The 19,291-nt window shown below is 39.3% G+C and carries 16 protein-coding genes; 9 read left to right on the forward strand and 7 right to left on the reverse strand.

The features are described 5' to 3' along the window. The first annotated feature begins 155 nt into the window (after positions 1-155). Positions 156-1,781, forward strand: a complete 1,626-nt coding sequence (locus M2419_RS01500) for an ABC-F family ATP-binding cassette domain-containing protein (protein WP_153846346.1) — start codon at positions 156-158, stop codon at positions 1,779-1,781. A 132-nt stretch (positions 1,782-1,913) separates the two neighbouring features. Here the strand turns inward: M2419_RS01500 and M2419_RS01505 are convergent, their stop codons facing one another. Next, a complete protein-coding gene (locus M2419_RS01505) occupies positions 1,914-2,900 on the reverse strand; it encodes an endonuclease/exonuclease/phosphatase family protein (RefSeq protein WP_182331300.1) in 987 nt (328 codons plus the stop codon). A 203-nt stretch (positions 2,901-3,103) separates the two neighbouring features. Between M2419_RS01505 and M2419_RS01510 the strand changes: the two genes are divergently transcribed. Genes M2419_RS01510 through M2419_RS01520 form a run of 3 tightly spaced genes read left to right on the forward strand, consistent with a single transcriptional unit; the run spans position 3,104 to position 6,409 of the window. Continuing rightward, positions 3,104-4,279 (forward strand): glycosyltransferase family 1 protein, encoded by a 1,176-nt coding sequence (locus tag M2419_RS01510; protein WP_259254099.1) that lies wholly within the window; start codon positions 3,104-3,106, stop codon positions 4,277-4,279. Continuing rightward, on the forward strand, positions 4,267-5,268 hold the full coding sequence (locus M2419_RS01515; RefSeq protein ID WP_182331299.1) for a lysylphosphatidylglycerol synthase transmembrane domain-containing protein: 1,002 nt from the start codon (positions 4,267-4,269) through the stop codon (positions 5,266-5,268). Before M2419_RS01510 ends, M2419_RS01515 begins: the two co-directional genes overlap by 13 nt. Continuing rightward, entirely contained in the window at positions 5,255-6,409 is a 1,155-nt protein-coding gene (locus M2419_RS01520) for a glycosyltransferase family 4 protein (RefSeq protein ID WP_228280198.1), read from the forward strand. The genes M2419_RS01515 and M2419_RS01520 overlap by 14 nt, the downstream gene beginning before the upstream one ends. 74 nt (positions 6,410-6,483) lie before the next feature. Here M2419_RS01520 and M2419_RS01525 read toward each other — a convergent pair whose 3' ends face one another. The 6 genes from M2419_RS01525 to holA all read right to left on the reverse strand — a co-directional run bounded on the left by M2419_RS01525 (position 6,484) and on the right by holA (position 13,870). Further along, positions 6,484-7,713 (reverse strand): sterol desaturase family protein, encoded by a 1,230-nt coding sequence (locus M2419_RS01525; RefSeq protein WP_202883745.1) that lies wholly within the window; start codon positions 7,711-7,713, stop codon positions 6,484-6,486. A gap of 357 nt (positions 7,714-8,070) precedes the next feature. After that, positions 8,071-9,654: an MDR family MFS transporter gene (locus M2419_RS01530; protein WP_153846350.1), complete on the reverse strand. Its 1,584-nt coding sequence runs from the start codon at positions 9,652-9,654 to the stop codon at positions 8,071-8,073. Between the two features lie 2 nt (positions 9,655-9,656). After that, positions 9,657-10,760 carry an HlyD family secretion protein gene (locus M2419_RS01535; RefSeq protein ID WP_153846351.1) on the reverse strand — a complete coding sequence of 368 codons (1,104 nt, stop codon included), beginning with the start codon at positions 10,758-10,760 and terminating at the stop codon, positions 9,657-9,659. A gap of 14 nt (positions 10,761-10,774) precedes the next feature. Next, positions 10,775-12,085: a TolC family protein gene (locus tag M2419_RS01540; protein ID WP_120332703.1), complete on the reverse strand. Its 1,311-nt coding sequence runs from the start codon at positions 12,083-12,085 to the stop codon at positions 10,775-10,777. Next, positions 12,075-12,692: a TetR/AcrR family transcriptional regulator gene (locus M2419_RS01545; RefSeq protein ID WP_075993267.1), complete on the reverse strand. Its 618-nt coding sequence runs from the start codon at positions 12,690-12,692 to the stop codon at positions 12,075-12,077. The genes M2419_RS01540 and M2419_RS01545 overlap by 11 nt, the downstream gene beginning before the upstream one ends. Before the next feature lie 170 nt (positions 12,693-12,862). Further along, positions 12,863-13,870 carry a DNA polymerase III subunit delta gene (gene holA / locus M2419_RS01550; protein ID WP_182331294.1) on the reverse strand — a complete coding sequence of 336 codons (1,008 nt, stop codon included), beginning with the start codon at positions 13,868-13,870 and terminating at the stop codon, positions 12,863-12,865. Positions 13,871-14,283: 413 nt separating this feature from the next. Between holA and M2419_RS01555 the strand changes: the two genes are divergently transcribed. The 5 genes from M2419_RS01555 to M2419_RS01575 all read left to right on the forward strand — a co-directional run bounded on the left by M2419_RS01555 (position 14,284) and on the right by M2419_RS01575 (position 19,236). Continuing rightward, positions 14,284-14,745: a type I restriction enzyme HsdR N-terminal domain-containing protein gene (locus M2419_RS01555; RefSeq protein WP_153846354.1), complete on the forward strand. Its 462-nt coding sequence runs from the start codon at positions 14,284-14,286 to the stop codon at positions 14,743-14,745. A 169-nt stretch (positions 14,746-14,914) separates the two neighbouring features. Then, the gene (gene clpP / locus M2419_RS01560; RefSeq protein WP_046674530.1) at positions 14,915-15,616 is read left to right on the forward strand and encodes an ATP-dependent Clp endopeptidase proteolytic subunit ClpP; all 702 of its coding nucleotides are present in this window, start codon (positions 14,915-14,917) and stop codon (positions 15,614-15,616) included. 2 nt (positions 15,617-15,618) lie between these two features. Next, a complete protein-coding gene (clpX, locus tag M2419_RS01565; protein ID WP_070565518.1) occupies positions 15,619-16,869 on the forward strand; it encodes an ATP-dependent Clp protease ATP-binding subunit ClpX in 1,251 nt (416 codons plus the stop codon). Between the two features lie 124 nt (positions 16,870-16,993). Then, entirely contained in the window at positions 16,994-17,827 is an 834-nt protein-coding gene (locus tag M2419_RS01570; protein WP_120332702.1) for an AMP nucleosidase, read from the forward strand. Between the two features lie 245 nt (positions 17,828-18,072). After that, positions 18,073-19,236, forward strand: coding sequence for an efflux RND transporter periplasmic adaptor subunit (locus M2419_RS01575; protein ID WP_227550202.1), 1,164 nt, complete (start codon positions 18,073-18,075; stop codon positions 19,234-19,236). The last annotated feature ends 55 nt before the right edge of the window (positions 19,237-19,291 follow it).

Consider the following 19,291-nt stretch of genomic DNA (forward strand, 5'->3'; position numbering starts at 1 on the left):
AAAGATCATTTCCGCCCATTGAAATTTCACAGAATACTGTTTTGCCACAGGTGCTGAAAACTGCTGAATTCCGCAACATTGCTACCTTCAATTTCTCCACGTAACTGATCACCGTAAATAGTTAAAAATCCAAGATTAAAACGTATCTTTGCAGCATGATTAATGTGTCCAATCTCTCCCTTCGTTTTGGTAAACGTATACTATTCGAAGATGTCAATTTAAAATTCACACCTGGAAACTGTTACGGTATTATCGGTGCTAATGGAGCAGGTAAATCTACTTTCTTAAAAATTATCTCAGGGGAAGTTGATCCTTCGACAGGTTCAGTGGCATTCACGCCAGGCGAACGCATGTCTGTTTTAAGTCAGGATCACTATGCTTTCGATGAGTTTACTGTTCTTGAAACTGTCATGATGGGTAACCAAGAGCTTTACAAAATCATGAAAGAGAAAGATGCCATTTACATGAAAGAGGATTTCTCTGATGCCGACGGCGAACGCGCCGGCGAACTGGAAAGTCTTTTTGCTGAAATGGATGGCTGGAATGCCGAATCTAATGCCGCAACTTTATTGAGCAGTTTGGGTATCAAAGAAGATCTGCACTATAAATTAGTTTCTGAAATCGACGGTAACCAAAAAGTCCGCGTACTCTTGGCTCAAGCATTATTTGGCAAACCAGATATTTTGATTCTCGATGAGCCTACCAATGATTTGGATATCAACACCATTGCATGGTTAGAAGATTTTTTAGCAAGTTATGAAGCAATCGTTTTAGTTGTATCCCACGACCGTCACTTCCTGGATGCTGTATGTACGCACACGGTGGATATTGATTTTGGTAAGATGACAATCTATACGGGTAACTACTCGTTCTGGTACGAATCTTCTCAATTAGCGTTAAAGCAACGTTCTGATCAAAATAAGAAAATGGAAGATAAAGTGAAAGAACTCCAGGAATTTATCCGTCGGTTCTCTGCCAACGCTTCCAAATCCAAACAAGCTACTTCTCGTAAGAAAGCATTGGATAAGATTAATATTGACGAAATTAAACCATCCAACCGTAAATATCCGGCCATCATGTTCAATACCATGAATCGTGAACCGGGAGATCAAACGCTACAAGTCGAAGGATTAAGCAAAACGGTCAATGGCGAGGTATTCTTCAAGGATATCACGTTTATGATTAATAAAGGTGACAAAATCGCTGTTCTAGGTCCAAATTCATTAGTGACCACAGCATTTTACGACATTATCACTGGTAGAGACACCGATTTCGGCGGGGAATTCAAATGGGGTATTACCATCACTCCTGCCGATATGCCGATTGAAAATGCCGCATTCTTCGAAGGAAAAAATGATAATTTAGTCGATTGGTTGAGAGACTATACAACTAACCCAGAAGCAGACGAACAATTTATACGGGGATTTTTAGGGAAAATGTTGTTTTCCGGTGAAGAGGTTATGAAAAAGGTATCTGTGCTTTCAGGGGGAGAAAAAATGCGTTGTATGTTTTCTCGCATGATGCTTCAGGGTGCCAACTTCCTAGTTTTCGATGAGCCCACCAATCACTTGGATTTAGAATCTATCACTGCTCTAAATAACGGTATGTCTGATTTTAAAGGATCAATGTTGTTCACATCCCGTGACCACGAATTGACTGAAACTGTTGCCAATAGAATCATCGAATTGACTCCGAAAGGTATCATCGACAAATTGATGACTTACGATGAATACATTAATAGCGATGTGGTTAAAGCACAACGTGAAGAAATGTATAAATAAGATAATTTATCCCAATTTAATAAAGGCTCCATAATTCATTTTATGGGGCTTTTTTAATACGCAAAAAAGCACTGAGGGGTTCAGTGCTAATCGCGATTGATATGAAAGAATTGAGAAAGTTTTATTTTTATTTTACTGAACCGAAGATTTGACAACACGCCAGCCTAATTGTAAGGACACTGCACAATGGTCGGATAAATCCTGGCCCTCTTCGTTTTGAAAAAGTTTTTTTTGAACCTGATAATTCTTTGCCTCAAATAGCAAATGATGATCATTGCGATAGTAAATTTTATCAATACCTTCGCAATCCTCTGTCAACTCCAATGCTGTTTTCGCTTCAAAATTCACTTGAGGCCCAGGAATATCACCTTTGTTGCGTAAACTTACCCATGCATCTACCAAACCTAAGTCCTTCTGAAAAGAACCGATGTTATCCAGCTCGTAAGCATAATGTGCATTAAAGTCGCCCATAATCAAAAGTGGTCTGCCAGCCGAATACTTTTTGATATAGGATTTCAGCTGATTTATATTGTTCTGCCGGGCAATCGTTGCATTCTGATCATCCTGAGCTGTCGCATGTACATTATAAACATCAATAAATACCTCTTTGGCCAATTGAATTCGAGCATAAGAAAAGCCTTTAGGAGTCAGACAATCTGCGCCATTGCAATCAGTCCACCCTATCCGCTCAAACTCAACAATAGGATATTTTGAAAGTGTACTCAGCCCGTCCCCAAAAGGTACCCCACCCATATTTGCCGTTCGGTAGCTATGCGTATTTTCGCTGTAAAGAAACTTGTTGTAGTTAAAGTCTTCCTGTACATTGACAATATCAAACCCATTGATCCGATTGCCGATCGACGTAATACTAGAAGCCCGCTCGGTTACAGCACTGGAAATCAATTCAGGGAGACCTGCTATATTGTACGTTAACAAATTTAGCTTTCCGTAAGTCGCTTCCGGCATAGCTGCATATACCGAATTACTGAGCTTCGGTTGTTGTTTTGGCTTCAACTTAAAACCCAACATAACACCGGCAGATGCACAAATAAATAAGATGACAATCTTTCGAAAACCCTTAGGTCTAATTTTTTTTTCGAACAATAGATCTAATAGCATGGATTGAATATTTCGTTCACTCCAAAGCTACTGCGCCAACATTAGCTCTATTATCATATTCAATTAATTCTATTTTTAATAATTATGCACAAATTATTAAAAACTAATAATTTATAAACACTATAATGACAAAAGGTTAATACCTGCATAGCATAGGAGTTACAGCTTTCAGCTATTTTTATACAACCCCTAATAAGAATAACATGAGAAAGGTAGCCTTCTTTACAGAGATACTCGTCGAGGATTTCGACGGTGCATCACGGACAATGTTTCAGCTAATAAACCGTATAGACCAGCAGAAATTCAACTATTTTTTTATTTATGGTGGCGGCCCTACGCAATTTCGCAATTTTCATTCTTACAAGGTACCCACATTCAAAATACCGGTCAACGACGATTATTGTCTCGCTATTCCACAGCTTATTAAAAAGAAACTTGAGCTCGCCTTAGATAAATTTGCTCCCGACATGATCCACATTGCTACGCCTTCCCTTTTAGGTTTTTTCGCATTAAATTATGCCAAACGGAAAGGTATTCCTGTCCTTACGATCTATCATACACACTTCATTTCATACATTGCCTATTATTTCAAAAACATACTCCCCTTGGTCAAGCCAACTGAACAATGGATGAAAAAAGCAATGAATAACTTTTATAACAAATGTGATATTGTCTATGTACCCACCAAATCTATTCTAAACGAATTACAGCAGATCGGCTTACAACAAGAAGGATTAAAACTGTGGCAAAGAGGAATAGACACAGCCTTGTTTAATCCCAATAAAAAGAATCTATCTCAGCTGCAGACTATCACAAAGAATGACAAACCAACAATCCTCTTTATCAGTCGTATCGTCTGGGAAAAAAATATTAAAACGCTTATTGAAATCTATCAACAGATACAAGCTCAGAATCTTGACTATAATTTCATTGTTGTCGGTGAAGGAACAGCCAAAATAATTGCAATGCAAGAGATGCCTAATGCCATTTTCTTAGGAAAGAAAAGCCATGATGAGCTTGCAATTCTATATGCTTCGGCAGATGCTTTTGTTTTTCCGTCGGTCTCAGAAACGTACGGAAATGTTGTTGTCGAAGCATTGGCATCCGGACTTCCTTGTGTTATCGCCGATGGTGGGGGTTCGGCTTCCTTGATTCAGCACGGGAAAAATGGATTTAAGTGTCAACCTGAAAATGCAGCTGGATATGTTTACTACCTCAAAAAAATTCTCTCTGACGTGAGCTTAAAAAAGAATCTCATTACTGAAGGTCTATCCTATGTCGGACAACTGGATTGGAATAGACTATCTGGATGCTATTTTAATGACATTGAACTATTGATTGACAAAACACAGGAAGTCGATTTGGCATGGGCAAACTAACAAACCCAAGCCAACTCATCAAAGGTATTTTTCTATTTTTGATTCTGGCGTCCATCACTGTCTTTTTAGCGAAAAGCGACTTAAATGCCTTGAAAAAAGAGCTCTCCTCAGTTGGTTATCGCTTCATTGTTATTTTGTTTACGACTTGCGCGGCCTATTTTGTAGGCACATTAGCTTGGTGGATATGCTTGGGCTCCGCAAAAAAGAAGGTCAATCTGATCGAACTCTTTGCCATCCGTCAAATCGGGGAAACCGTTGGACTATTCAATCCTACAAGCATTATAGGTGGTGACTTATTAAAGGTACAATTGATAACCCGTTATGACATTCCGTTAAAAGAAGGATTGAATTCAGTTGCTATATCCCGTATTACCGCCGTACTATCTCAATTGACTCTCTTTTTGATTGCTATGCTTTGGTTGATATTTTCTCCTTTAAAAAATGAAATTATACGCTACGCAGGGCCAGTAATTTATATTATCTGTCTATTTCTGTTCCTTCTGATGATCCTGATACTTTATTGGTTAATAGCTGCAAAAAGTCCCTCACAAACCAAGGCTTCGACAGCAACATTTTTTGGAAAAGCAAAAGCGCATTCTCAGTCACTACTTTGGAGTGTAAAAGACTTTTATCGACATCAAAATAAGGTTTTTTGGTATTCTTACTTACTTTTTGCACTACATTGGATTATTGGCAGCCTTGAATTCTATTATATTCTAAAATTTTTGGGTGTTGCAGTACAACCAATACATGGTTTAATAGTGGACATGAGTGTCATTGTGCTGAAAAGCATCGGTGCTTTTATTCCAGGACAACTGGGTATTGAAGAAATCGCCAATAAGCTCCTTCTCCATATGATCGGTATTACAGGGGGTAGTATTTGGCTCAGTGCTTCATTATTACGTCGCGGTCGACAGCTCACCTGGGTAGCGCTGGGTTTTATATTTTATCTATGCATCAAAAAGAAACCAGTTCATGTACCCATCTGAAATAGAAATACTATTTGTCAGCCACAAATATCCACCAAGTGTTGGCGGTATGGAAAAACAAAGCTTTGAACTGATCAATACTGCGGCTCTTTACTTGAAGGTACACACCTTAGTCTATGACAACAGGGAACCTCTTTTAGCCTTCTTCTTCCAGCTGAATCGCCGAATTCTAGCCAAAATTAACGATAACCCTGGCATCAAGCTTATTCACTTTAATGATGGGTTAATTGCGTCTTTAGCCTCTTTTCACAAAGGGTATCCCCATTTAAAACGTGTTGCCACGCTTCACGGACTGGATATCGTATTTCCCTTTAGCTATTTTCAACGTAAGATCATACCGCGGTTTAATACATTTGATCAGCTTATTGCGGTTAGCCAAGCTACCGCCGACGCCGCACAGTTACGTGGTATCGATCCATCCAAAATTATTGTTATACCCAACGGTGTAGATCCGATACACCACTCCACTCAAAACAATGAACCAGCCTGCGAAAACAAGCCCTATTTCATCACTTTGGGACGCCCTGTTAAACGGAAGGGTTTCTCGTGGTTGATGAAACATGTCATTCCCGCTATTCAGGGTGATTTCAAATTACTGATGGTGGGTCCATTCGATCACGAACCTACATGGAAAGAACGCCTATTGCAGCTTATACCAAAAAAGATAAATCATTTAATCACCTTATTCCTCGGATTTCCGACCGATCAAGGGGAGATCCGAAAATTACTGAAAGCATATCCCGAAAAAATTGAACATCTTGGAAAAGTCCCATTCCAACAACTGCAAAGCCTCTTGACCAACGCACAGGCCTTCTTGATGCCCAATATTGAAGTGGCGGGAGATATGGAAGGCTTTGGGCTCGTTTGTTTGGAGGCTTCCACAGCAGGCACCATTGTTGTGGCCGCCAAATTAGAAGGAATTACAAGCGCCGTGACACATAATTGCAATGGCCTGCTCCTGACAAGCAAAAACCAAAACGAATGGATTGAACAACTTCAAGCCATTTTAGAAAATCCAGTCCACTATAAAAACCTAAGCCTACAATTTAAACAAAATACCCTAAAACAATATAGCTGGGATATTATGGCCAGATCCTATTGTCAATCATTTGCGGACTTAGTTACAGCAGCAGGCAAATAATTGACAGTAACAACGCCCTCACAAATTTGACTGCGTCTACCATTCACAGGGAATGGCTCTTCAGAAGTCAATTTTCAACATCTTTCAAGACGCAAAACTTTTTTATAGTGACCTGCTAACGTTTTATAAAAAATCAATTGAATCAAAGCGAAACATCCTACCAAAACAAGCCCCAATGTTGAATAAAAAGTTAGACCGATATACAGCAGTAATAAGAATAACCGAAGCATCTCAAGTGGAAAAACCCAATCTTCATGTTCTAGAAGCCCCCCAATACAAATGACGCTACAGAGAATAAATCCTCCGCCAATAAGGAGTTGTATGAGTTGCTGATAATTACCGTAAAGCAAAAAAAAGAAAAGCAGGAGCATCGTCAACATCGACTGAAAAAAGATATAGCGGCTTAACACCTGTGCATGAGCTTGGGGCCTAGCTCCTGCAAATATGCGCTCTTCCAGTTCTTCGCGAATTTCAGGCTGTATATCGTCGGGCCTACCAAAGATAGTCCGCATTTTGTTCCTAAATCCTTCCGCCCGCTTAAATGACAAACCAATTTCAAATAAATAATGAAAATGCTGCCATAGAAAAGTGTAGCGGTGAATGGGTTTTGTGAGTCCATAGACACAAGGTTCTTCTTTTTGCTCTGGGATAAATGTTCCAAATAGCTTATCCCAAATAATCAGGATATCTCCATAATTCTTATCCAAATAGATTTCATTGCTGCTATGATGCACCCGGTGGTGAGATGGCGTTACAAATACACGCTCTAAAATCCCCAAATTTCCTACGGTCTGCGTATGGGAGAAAAATGGATATACGCCATGAATCAACAGAATAGCGGTCATCATAAAGGGAGGGAATCCCAAAAGGGGAATAAAAGCCCAAAATAACGAACGGAAAACGGCTTGAAATATGGTGATCCGGGCTGCTACGGTAAAGTTATAATCTTCACTTTGGTGATGTACAACATGAGCCGCCCACAACAAGTTTATTTCATGGCTATAGCGATGATACCAATACCAGAGAAAATCTGTAAATAGGAAAAGGATAACCCAGGTCCAAAAATTAGCTTCAATGTGAAATATCGCAAAGTTTTGATACACCCAAACGAAAAAAAAGTAAAATAAACTAACAGAAAACATATCACACATACGCTCGACGATACCAACATTGAGATTTGAGATCGATTCATCAAAAGAATAAAAACGTTTCTGTTTTTTGAGGCTATACCAATATTCCAACACCATCAAGATTAAAAATAAGGGAATGATAAACGCCAAAAAATTAAGTTTTTCTGTATACATGCAGTCGCTATTTTGAAGACAAAAAATCTACCTTAATCGCAATTCAACAAGAACCGTCTTTTCTGATGCCAAAAGATCAATTCTTCCAAACTCTTTATTATTAAACAATCAATTCTAAATCAGGTTTTTCAATTTATGGTTTTTCAATGGACAAAAATGTATGCTTTCTCATGTCCAGACAATAAGAAGCGCCAACTCAAAAAGAAACGCCAACTTAACATGATTTTCTACCACAAAAGAACGTGCACAAAAAAAGTCCTCAAAAAGTTAAACACTTTTTGAGGACTTCTGATTGAACGATAAATTGTTCTTCACTGATGTTGCACTATGATAACAGCGCAGCAGACGAATCCAATACTAATGCACACTGGACATATCGATCTGTGTTTTCCCCTGTTTGATCATCAATACAAAAGGGACACAAATCAAAAAGACAATCCCTAGATACAAAAACACATCCATATAAGATAAAACGGTCGCTTGCTTCATCACACTCAAGTCCAATATTTGATGCGCTTTGGCCAAAGCCTCATTAGGCGAAAAACCTTTCGCCTGAAAACTCATTTGCAATTGCTGCACCCGTTGTTGCACATCAAACTTACTTGGGTCTAAATTAGCTACCAGATCAACACGATGTTTTTGGCTATCACGGGCAATAAATGTCGTAATCAAAGCAATTCCAAATGAACCACCCAATTGACGCATCATCCCTGTAAAAGCAGCCCCTTCACCGATTGACTTACCATGTAATGTTGATAAAGACAGTGTCATAACAGGTACAAACAACAATCCTAGGCCAACTCCGCGGAGAATCAATGGCCAAAACATATGTTCCGAACCTGTATCGTTTGTCATGAGGCTATACATCCAAAAACAAAAGCCAAAAAAGATACATAGCCCTAAGGCAACCATATACTTCTGAGGAACACCATTTTGGATCATCTTACCGATAAAAGGCATCATGATACCGGTCATAATCGAACTTGGTAACAAGAGCAAACCTGCATCTGTTGCCGTCCATCCCAATATCGACTGCGTATAGATTGGAATAATAAACGTCGATCCGAACAAGCCAAAACCAAGAATAAAGCTCATCACCACACCCACCTGCAAATTCTTATCCTTCAATACGCGCAGGTTAACAATCGGTTTATCGTACACCAACTCCCGCCATATAAAAAACAGTAATCCAAAGACAGATAAAATCGATAAGCCTAAAATCAAGGGGTCGTCAAACCAGTCATCCTGTTGTCCGTGTTCTAATACAAACTGAAGTGAGCCAATAAACATGATCAAAAATATCATACCGAACCAATCCACTTCCCTAGCAGACTGCTTTTGACTGTATTTAGGACTGCGTACAAAAGATAAGGTCAACAAGGTCGCAATAATACCAAGCGGCACATTGATATAAAAGATATACGGCCAAGAGAAGTTATCGATGATGTACCCACCCAGCGGCGGCCCTAATGTAGGGCCAACAATGACTCCCATCCCGTAGATAGCTTGGGCCATACTACGTTTTTCTTTGGGATAACTTTCCGTGATAATAGTCTGGGCTGTAACCAGTAAGGCTCCCCCACCCATCCCTTGTATAAAGCGAAATGCAACAAGCTCCCACATATTGGTTGCATTACCGCACAAAAATGAAGATACTGTGAATATGATAATAGAAGCCGCAAAGTAATTTCTACGCCCAAACTGTTGGGACAACCAGCTGGTCATCGGGATCACAATTACATTCGCAATTGCGTAAGCTGTGATAACCCATGCGACATCCGTCAACGTCGCCCCCAGTGAACCTTTCATGTCGTTCAGGGCCACATTGACAATGGTTGTATCCACAATTTCCAACAGCGCACAAAGCACCGCTGTAATCGTGATTACAACGCGTCGAAAACCATATTCAACCAGACTATCTTGTTGATTTAAATTTTCCATAGTTATTGAACATGCACATCTACGTCAGCATTCATGCCCGGTCTGAGCAAAGCCACATTTTCTGCTTTATTGTCTTTTGTCAATTTGATCTTTACAGGTAAACGCTGAACAGTCTTTACAAAGTTACCAGTTGCATTATCTGGAGGCAATAAAGAGAATCGTGAACCAGTTGCTGGAGAGAAAGAGTTTACCTCACCTTCAAACTCAATAGCAGGATAAGCGTCCACTTTAATACCAACTTTTTGTCCAGGTTTTATTTTTTCCAATTGCGTCTCCTTAAAGTTAGCAACGACCCAGGTTTCAATATTATCTACAATGTAGAACAAAGATTGACCTGGATTGACCATCTGCCCCGGTTGTACCTTGATATTCGATACCTGACCATCCACAGAAGCAAGTACCGCAGTATAAGAAAGGTTCAATTTAGCTGCCTCAAGTTGCGCATTCGCTCTTTTTATATTCGCCTCAGCAACAGAAGTTTGCTTTGAAGCCACTGTAGTCTTACTTACGACTGCATTACGTTGTGAAGCACTGGCGTTACGTTGTTGTTGCAAAATTTCAACCTGCTTGTCAGCTTCCAATTTCGCTGTTAATGCCTGCTCATACTGTTGTTTCGTAATTGATTGATTGTTGTATAAGTTTTGGTAGCGGATATAATCATTATTCGCTTGCTTAGCACGAATACGTGCTGCATCGATGCTGCCCAAATTAGATTGGATCGTTGCATCCGAAATAGCTACATTCGCCGAAGATGCAGATACATCTGCCTTTGAAACATCAAAGCTACTTTGAGCTGCTGCCAAGGATGCTAGCGCTTCGTCCACACGAACCTGATAATCTTGGCTCTCAATAGTGAACAAGGTATCCCCCTTTTTAACCAAATCATTATCCTTTACGTACACTTTCGAGATAAACCCACCAACGCGTGGAATGATCGGACTCATGTTTTTCTCTACCTGCGCATCGTCTGTCGTTTCATGCGCCTGACCATGCATATATTTATAAGCACCGTACGCTCCTCCGAAGATGACCAATGCCACCAAAACAATTGTAAATTTTTTATTTGTACCTTTCTTTTCAGGTGCGTTTTCTACTGTATTTTCCATGTCTAGATTAATTGCTATTTAATGTTTAAAGACCCATTTGCTAACAGCAGGTCGTAATATTTTTCGATGGTATTTGCTTTGCTGATCGCAAGATTGATCTTGCTTTGAAGCTGCTGTACGTCGGCAGTTAACAAATCGTCTGTATCCGCGATACCATTATCATACTTATCTTTTGTAATACGATAATTTTCAACCGCCTGATCCACCGCCTGATGGTAAACCACATCCTGCTTTTGTGCCAGCATATAGTTTTCATTGGCCTGTTGAACCTGCACTTTCACCTTATCGTTTAATAATTCAATGTGCTCATCAATTTCCCTGATATGATTTTTCGCAACATTCACTTCTCTTTTGTTTTTATAAAGTGAACCGATGTCGTAGGATACACCTACACCTACCATGGCCGCATTTGTTACGGTAACCACTTTTTGCAAACCAAAAGCATTGTAACCTGCCGTTGCAGAAACCTGTGGCAATGTAGATGCTTTTGTTACCTTCAACTGGTCCTCTGCAACCAACCGTTGTGACTCCAAAGATTTCACATCAGAACGTGAGGTTTTCGCAGCGTCATAAGATGCTTTTAAACCCAAATCAACACCGTTCACCTCAGCCAAATTGATCTGATCCAGCTGCGTATCCTCATCAATTTTCAAAAAATTAGCCAATTGATAATTCAGCACCTTGATATTTTTCTGTGCTTCCTGAAGCGAAACCTGATAATTTGAAAGCTGCAGTTCTGCTTTTAACAGGTCGTTACGCGCGATCAAACCATTGTCAAGCATCGCTTTAAAATCCGAAACACGCTGCTCAGACTGCTTGATATTTTCAGCAATCAACAAGTTGGTTTGCTGAGCCTTATAAAGGCTTAAATAAAGATTCACTGCACGTATAGCCAGTTGCTCTTTACTTGCTACAGCGTTGTATTCCTCGGCTTTTAATACATCTTTTGCAATATTAATTCCCCCTTTAATACGTCCACCTGTATAGATTGGCATGCTCACCGATGCCTGTCCTAACCACAATTGGTTTGCAGCAATATCCGGAGCAGAGCCCCCCTCACCTAAAGCCAACTTTAAATTCACATTTGGAGTAGTCATAGCCATGTATTGTCCACTCAATTTTGCATCAGGAAGCTGTTTCGATTTGGCAGTTTCGACTTCGAGCTGTCTCCCCAATATCTTGGTATCGGTAGACTTTGCTTCCACGCTTTGATTTGCGGCCAAGTGAATTATCTCTTCCAAAGTCATGTGTTTGTTGTCTTGCGCCAACAGACCCATAGGACTTAAAAGCAATAAAGCACTCAAATTGGCCAACTTATTTTTCATATGTCAATAAAGCTTTAATTGTTTTCTGTATAAATTCTGTTAAAGTTGTTTCTATATAATTTGCATAGTCCTCATCGTTATCGATATGCAACTGATCCTGTAAAAAACAATGATTCATCTGAAAATTCATAAATACGCCCATCATCATGGAGTGGATCAAGATGGGATCATAACCCGCTTTGAATACTCCCTGCTCTACCCCCGCATTGATGACAGACGATATCACTTCAAGATTGTGCAACTTGAGTTTGCGAAAAGCCTCCGAGATCAGCATGCGTTGCTTTAACGAACTTTCAATGGTAATGATATGATACAGTTTGCGATGGGAGTTCATGGACTTAAACGATTTATCCACCATAGCGTCAATTTTATCCAACGCATTATCGACAAGCGCCAACTCATCCACATTGATCATAAAATCAGGAACACGCCACTCAAAAAACGTATCCAGTAGCTTGTCCTTTGATCCAAAATAATAGTTGATCATCGCAACATTCACATTCGCCTCATTGGCGATGTCACGAACGGAAGTCCCATCAAATCCTTTTGTTGCAAAAAGACGCTCTGCTGCAAGCAGAATATCAATCTGTTTCTCGTTAAATTCCATTTTAAACCTCGATCTTTTAAAGATACAATCGCATATTCATAGCGATTATAAAATACGTTCTCGCTAAATGCGCGACAAAGTTAAACAAACGTTTAATTTAAACAAGTGTTTAATTATTAAATTTGTGTAAAAAAAAACACCACTGCTGGTGTTCTTGCTGTTGGATGGGATTAGTTAAGTATTCGATAGATCATTTCTTTTAAAATCTCTTCGCTATTGAAATTGCTCGGCACATTGACACCTTTGGATTTTAAATCAGTCTCCTTCAACACATTGAGCACATCGAAAGTTTTCCGCCGGTTGTAATTTCTTGCAGCAAGCTCGTATTCCTTCAGAAAGAAAGGATGTACGCCCAATTCTTTTGCCGCGACCGATTTGTCGATCAGATAATGGTATTTGAGAATCTTCGTGAAGTAGGTAGCAATTTGTCCAATAACCATCACCAGCGGATTATTTTTGGGGTTCGCTACAAAATAATCGACTATTTGATAAGCTTTTAGGGCATTACGTTTAGCCAATGCAGTATTTAATTCAAAAACATTATAATCTTTGGAAATACCAATATTTCGTTCAACATCTTCCATGCTTATCTCTTGGCTCTTTGGAACATTAAGCATCAGCTTGTCAAGTTCATTGGACACTTTGGACAGGTCATTACCGAGATAGTCCGCAATCATCATCGTAGCTTGCGGATGAATGCGCCAGCCGGTATCTTTCACATACGCTCCAATCCAAGGGCCCACCTTATCGTCGTATAGTTTAGCCGCATCAACAACCAGCCCTTTTTTTTCAAAGACTTTATAGATCTTTTTGCGTTTGTCAAATTTCCCATGTTTAAAACAAAACACAAGAATGGTTGTCGGTGTAAGATGCTCCAGGTATTTAGTCAACAGTTCTTCCGTATCCGATTTCCATTTTAGCTCCTGTGCCTCCTTGATAATAATCACCTGATAATCACTCAACATGGGATACCGTTTTGCTGCATTAACAACGGTAGACATATCAATATCTTTTCCGTAGAAAATCGATTGATCAAAGCCCTTCTGCGCATCATTCAATACTGTTGCTTCCAAAGCGTCGGCAATGGTATCAATGAAATAACTCTCCTCCCCTTGCAATAAATACACTGGTTTAAAAGACCTGTTCTTAATATCGGATAAGATCGGATTTATGTTCATATGTAGTCTATTTATTTGTCGGCTGTAGATCAGTTGCCCCCTATTTGTTTCCGGCATCCAAGCGATCTGCTAGCGCTAAAATCCTCCCATGTCACCGCACATCAAAATGTCTATCGAGCTCGAGCATGGGCATTTTATGCGAAGCAAAATTACGATTTTAATGACAATTCAACCGAGTAAACTCCGTAAAATTACGCTTTTATAATTGACTCTTGTACCGCCATTACATTAAACTATTGGTTTAAAGCCTTGAACATTCAGCAACATAACTTTCACAATTGGGTTAAGCAATCGTGTCATAAATGCAGACATAGGGTTCCCCAGAGCCTAAAAAATCAGACAAGTCAAAAAAAACACTGTATTTCGAACTTCATGAATTTATTTCTTTTGCTAAAATTTTAGTATATTTGTGTATGTTTTCACCGACTCCACTGAACTTACCGCCATTTAAAGCTAAAATATCCAAAAAGAACAATGCGATTTACATCTTTGATGAGCTCAGAAAAAAGGACTTGGTATTAACACCGGAAGAATGGGTTAGACAGCATTGGATCAATTATTTGTCACTCATGAAAAATTACCCCAAATCACTGATGCATATTGAGGGCGGATTGAAATTAAATAACCTTCAGAAACGGAGTGATTTGTTAATTTACAATAGCAGCGGAAATAAGGTCGTTTTAGCCGAGTTTAAGGCGCCACATATAAAAATCACACAGCAAGTATTTGAGCAAATTGCAAATTATAATACGGTGCACCGCATACCATACTTGTTAGTGAGCAACGGCATGAATCATTACTATTGTAAAATTGATTTTAATACGGAGTCCTATGAATTTTTAGAAGACCTCCCAAACTATAACGAAATTAGCTAAGGGGCTATACATGAAACAGATAAAAAAATAGCCCAAATATACGGTATCAAGAGTTCTTGGAGCGGGATCACCAAAAAAATGTAAAGTAGATGTAAAACATCTTTTCAATTTATTTGATTTTTAAAATATAGTTTTATATTAGTCCTACAGAATAGAAAAAAATAAAAAGATGAATATAGATAAAAACGAATTCAGAAAATATGCAGTAAAGCATCACCGTATTGGAAGTCAACATGTTGATAGCTTCATTGCTCGCACAGAAACAAGCATTCCTACAAACCTTACACCTTACATCGTGGAAGAACGTCAACTGAACGTTGCACAGATGGATGTGTTTTCGCGTTTGATGATGGACCGTATCATATTTTTAGGCAGCGGTATTGATGATCAGGTAGCCAACATTATTCAGGCACAGCTCTTGTTCCTACAATCTACCGATGCACAACGTGATATCCAAATCTATATCAATTCACCAGGCGGAAGCGTATACGCTGGACTAGGAATTTATGATACCATGCAATATATCACGCCAGATGTAGCGACTATCTGTACAGGTATTGCTGCGTCTATGGGAGCTGTTCTTTTGGTTGCTGGTGCAAAAGGCAAACGTGCAGCCTTACGTCACTCACGCGTCATGATTCACCAACCTTCCGGTGGTGCACAAGGAGTTGCTGCCGATATGGAAATCAACTTACGTGAGATGATGAAATTGAAAGAAGAATTATACACCATTATTTCAGATCACTCTGGACAAACTTACGAATGGGTAGAAAAATCTTCAGATCGCGATTACTGGATGAGAGCCAATGAAGCCAAAGAATTCGGTATGATTGACGAAATTTTACTTCCTAAGAAGGAGATTATTAAATAACAATGGCAAAGAATAACGATAGAGACATTCACTGTTCGTTTTGTGGCATAAGCAAAAATGAAGCTCAGATGCTCATTGCAGGCAATGGAGCACACATCTGTGACAGATGTATCCAGCAGGCAGGCGAAATCTTGGCAGAAGAATTAAAACAACGAAAAAGTAAAACTTTACAGACTGCTTTAAAGTTGATCCGCCCTTTGGAGATTAAAACTCACCTGGATCAATATGTAATCGGTCAGGATGATGCTAAAAAAGTAATTTCAGTAGCAGTTTATAATCACTATAAACGTTTAAATCAGAAAGTGGATAAAGACGAAATTGAAATCGAAAAATCCAATTTGATTATCGTTGGTGAAACGGGTACAGGTAAAACCTTGCTGGCAAAAACTGTTGCTAAGATATTAAATGTACCATTCTGTATCGTAGATGCAACTGTATTGACAGAAGCAGGTTATGTAGGGGAAGACGTAGAAAGTATATTGACACGTTTATTGCAAGCGGCGGATTATGATGTAGCCTCTGCAGAGCGCGGTATCATCTATATCGATGAGATTGATAAAATCGCACGTAAAAGCGACAATCCTTCCATTACGAGAGATGTATCGGGTGAAGGTGTGCAGCAAGCTTTATTGAAGATTCTCGAAGGTACAGTTGTAAACGTTCCACCTCAAGGCGGCCGTAAACACCCGGATCAAAAAATGATCGCAGTCAATACAAGTAATATTCTATTTATCTGTGGTGGTGCATTCGACGGTATTCAAAAGAAAATTGCAAACCGTCTGCGCACGCAAACAGTAGGTTATAAAATGAACGAAGACGAAGAGGAAATTGACTTGAACAATCTGTACAAGTATATTACACCTCAAGACTTAAAGAACTTTGGTTTAATTCCGGAGTTAATTGGCCGTCTTCCTGTATTGACTTACTTAAATCCACTGGATAAGGAAACTTTACTGAGCATTTTGACTGAACCAAAAAATGCATTGGTAAAACAATACAAGAAGTTGTTTGAATACGAAGGCATCGAACTAAAATTTGATCCTGACGTATATACGTTTATTGTTGATAAAGCTGACGAATTTAAACTTGGAGCCCGTGGCCTCCGCAGTATCTGCGAAGCCATTATGCTGGACGCCATGTTTGAGATTCCGTCAACAAAAGAGCAAACGGGACAGAAAGCATTAGAAATTACCTTGGACTATGCGAAGAAAAAATTCGAAAAGTCCGATTTGAAAAAGCTTAAAGTCGCTTAAAAAAAATCCCGTTCGCTGAACGGGATTTTTTTTTAGAAAAGAATTAAAAATCTTATATTACAATAATAACATAGCCATAACGGAATGTTGACAGGAAGATAAGAGATTCAAGAAATTAAATTTAATGACTATGACAACAAAGAAAAGTGCAAAGAATACCGTAAATAGTCCGATCACACCAGGTTTAAAAACCAAAGAAGAAATCGTGAACAACTGGCTTCCTCGTTATACGGGAAGGCCTTTGGAAGAGTTTGGGGAGTATATCCTTTTAACGAACTTTTCAAAATATATCCACCTGTTTTCTGAAATGCATGATAATGCTCCTATTTACGGGGAAGACAAACCGATGCAATCCGTCACTGCCGGAGGCATCACCATTATCAATTTCGGAATGGGAAGTCCAATGGCCGCAACCATTATGGATCTATTATCAGCAATTGCACCAAAAGCCGTTCTATTCTTGGGTAAGACCGGGGGTATCAAGAAAAAAATTCCTGTAGGTGAATTGATTCTTCCAATTGCCGCTATCCGCGGCGAGGGAACATCTAATGACTACTTTCCACCCGAAGTACCTTCATTACCTGCCTTCGCCATGCAAAAGGCCATATCCACTACAATTCGGGATCACCAACGCGATTACTGGACTGGAACGGTATACACTACCAATAGACGGGTTTGGGAACATGACAAAGCTTTCAAAAAATATTTAAAATCAATCCGTGCCATGTGCGTTGATATGGAAACCGCAACGATATTCAGCGTCGGATTTGCCAACAAGATTCCAACAGGTGCTTTACTGCTAGTTTCGGATCAACCGATGGTGCCGGAAGGAGTCAAAACTTCCGTCAGTGATGTAACAGTTACAGCAAAATATGTAGAAGAACATATCGGTATAGGTATTGATGCTTTAAAACAGCTTATCAATAACGGATTGACCGTGAAGCACCTTAAATTCTAAGCTTACAATGCAAGCAACATCATATTTTCCTTTGAGGGAAAATATGATGTACCTCTCTCCATAAAACCATAACAATCAAATTCTTAAAACTATTAAACATTATTATTGATTAATAATTGAACAGTTATTAACTAAAATTTGAGATGTTAACAAATGTTAATCTTCACAATAATTAAACTATTTGACGTTTATATTGTAATATTCATATTACACAAAACATATATCGTAAAAATTAATCAAGCATTGTGAAGAAAAAAACATTATCTATTTTTAAAGTATCCCTATTGATTTGTTCAGCCTTAGCCACACAGGTAAGTTGTTCTTCAAGTTCTTCAAAAGAAAATAAAACCAAAGAAAAAAACGTAGCCTTGCCCGTCTATACCGTCACTAAATCAGATGCAACCACCATCAAGGATTATTTGGGCACCATAGAAGGTAAAGTTAACGTTGAGGTCCGCCCACAGGTGGAAGGACTGCTTCAGGAAATTTATATCGATGAAGGTTCTTTTGTTCAAAAAGGCCAGAAACTGTTCAAAGTAGACCCCTCTACTTATCAGGAAAATCTCAATAACATGGTTGCTACAGAGCAGGTCGCCAGAGCCAAACTTAAAAATGCACAGCTCGAAGTCGACCGATTGAAACCGCTGGTTCAAAACGACGTTATCTCCGATGTCAGACTGGCATCGGCCAAATCAGACTATCAGGTAGCCAAGGCTACACTGGATCAAGCCATCGCAGCCGTACGTTCGGCTCAGATCAGTAAGGATTTTACGGTTATCACAGCTCCAGTAGGCGGTTATATTGGTCGGATTCCAAAACGCATCGGAAATTTGGTCTCAAAAGGAGATAAAGAACCCCTCACCTATCTTTCAGACATCCAGGAAGTCTATGTTTATTTTTCCATGAATGAATCTGACTTTCTTTATTTTTCCAAAGCACAGGCAAAAAAAGACAGCCTAGAAGGGAAAAAATACAACCAAAATCAGAAGCTTGTATTTCCCGAAGTTACACTAGTCCTTGCAGATGGTGAAGAATACGCAAAAAAAGGTATAGTCGATGCCGTCAATGGCCAGATTAACCGTACTACGGGAGCGATCTCCTTGCGCGCCACTTTCCAAAACCACGACAATATACTTCGATCCGGAAGTAGTGGCACGCTTAAAATTGCAGAGGTTAAAAAGGACGTTCTACAAATCCCTCAGATTGCAGTCAATGAATTGCAGGATAAAACCTTCGTGTATATACTGGACCAAAACAATAAAGCACAGAAACGAAATATCCAGCTTACAGGAAAAACCAAAAACAATTATATCGTCTACTCAGGACTACAGGAGAACGATCGCGTTATTACCAGTGGATTTGACAAATTGACCGACGGTTCTCCAGTAACCCCGATTTTACAGAAATAATTATCTATCATTTTTACATGCTACAAGGTGTCGGGCATACTGTACACTTCATGTA

Origin of the sequence: Sphingobacterium sp. BIGb0116, assembly GCF_024808035.1 — a bacterium.
In the GTDB taxonomy this organism is placed as follows: domain Bacteria; phylum Bacteroidota; class Bacteroidia; order Sphingobacteriales; family Sphingobacteriaceae; genus Sphingobacterium; species Sphingobacterium paramultivorum.

What these genes read in the sequence shown, in the direction of transcription:
- M2419_RS01545 (WP_075993267.1), bottom strand. Translation starts at nt 12,692, where the DNA reads ATGGAATTTAACGAGAAACAGATTGATATTCTGCTTGCAGCAGAGCGT.
- holA (WP_182331294.1), bottom strand. Translation starts at nt 13,870, where the DNA reads ATGAACATAAATCCGATCTTATCCGATATTAAGAACAGGTCTTTTAAA.
- M2419_RS01500 (WP_153846346.1), top strand. Translation starts at nt 156, where the DNA reads ATGATTAATGTGTCCAATCTCTCCCTTCGTTTTGGTAAACGTATACTA.
- clpP (WP_046674530.1), top strand. Translation starts at nt 14,915, where the DNA reads ATGAATATAGATAAAAACGAATTCAGAAAATATGCAGTAAAGCATCAC.
- M2419_RS01570 (WP_120332702.1), top strand. Translation starts at nt 16,994, where the DNA reads ATGACTATGACAACAAAGAAAAGTGCAAAGAATACCGTAAATAGTCCG.
- M2419_RS01505 (WP_182331300.1), bottom strand. Translation starts at nt 2,900, where the DNA reads ATGCTATTAGATCTATTGTTCGAAAAAAAAATTAGACCTAAGGGTTTT.
- M2419_RS01515 (WP_182331299.1), top strand. Translation starts at nt 4,267, where the DNA reads ATGGGCAAACTAACAAACCCAAGCCAACTCATCAAAGGTATTTTTCTA.
- M2419_RS01555 (WP_153846354.1), top strand. Translation starts at nt 14,284, where the DNA reads ATGTTTTCACCGACTCCACTGAACTTACCGCCATTTAAAGCTAAAATA.
- M2419_RS01540 (WP_120332703.1), bottom strand. Translation starts at nt 12,085, where the DNA reads ATGAAAAATAAGTTGGCCAATTTGAGTGCTTTATTGCTTTTAAGTCCT.
- M2419_RS01510 (WP_259254099.1), top strand. Translation starts at nt 3,104, where the DNA reads ATGAGAAAGGTAGCCTTCTTTACAGAGATACTCGTCGAGGATTTCGAC.
- M2419_RS01535 (WP_153846351.1), bottom strand. Translation starts at nt 10,760, where the DNA reads ATGGAAAATACAGTAGAAAACGCACCTGAAAAGAAAGGTACAAATAAA.
- M2419_RS01520 (WP_228280198.1), top strand. Translation starts at nt 5,255, where the DNA reads ATGTACCCATCTGAAATAGAAATACTATTTGTCAGCCACAAATATCCA.
- M2419_RS01525 (WP_202883745.1), bottom strand. Translation starts at nt 7,713, where the DNA reads ATGTATACAGAAAAACTTAATTTTTTGGCGTTTATCATTCCCTTATTT.
- M2419_RS01530 (WP_153846350.1), bottom strand. Translation starts at nt 9,654, where the DNA reads ATGGAAAATTTAAATCAACAAGATAGTCTGGTTGAATATGGTTTTCGA.
- clpX (WP_070565518.1), top strand. Translation starts at nt 15,619, where the DNA reads ATGGCAAAGAATAACGATAGAGACATTCACTGTTCGTTTTGTGGCATA.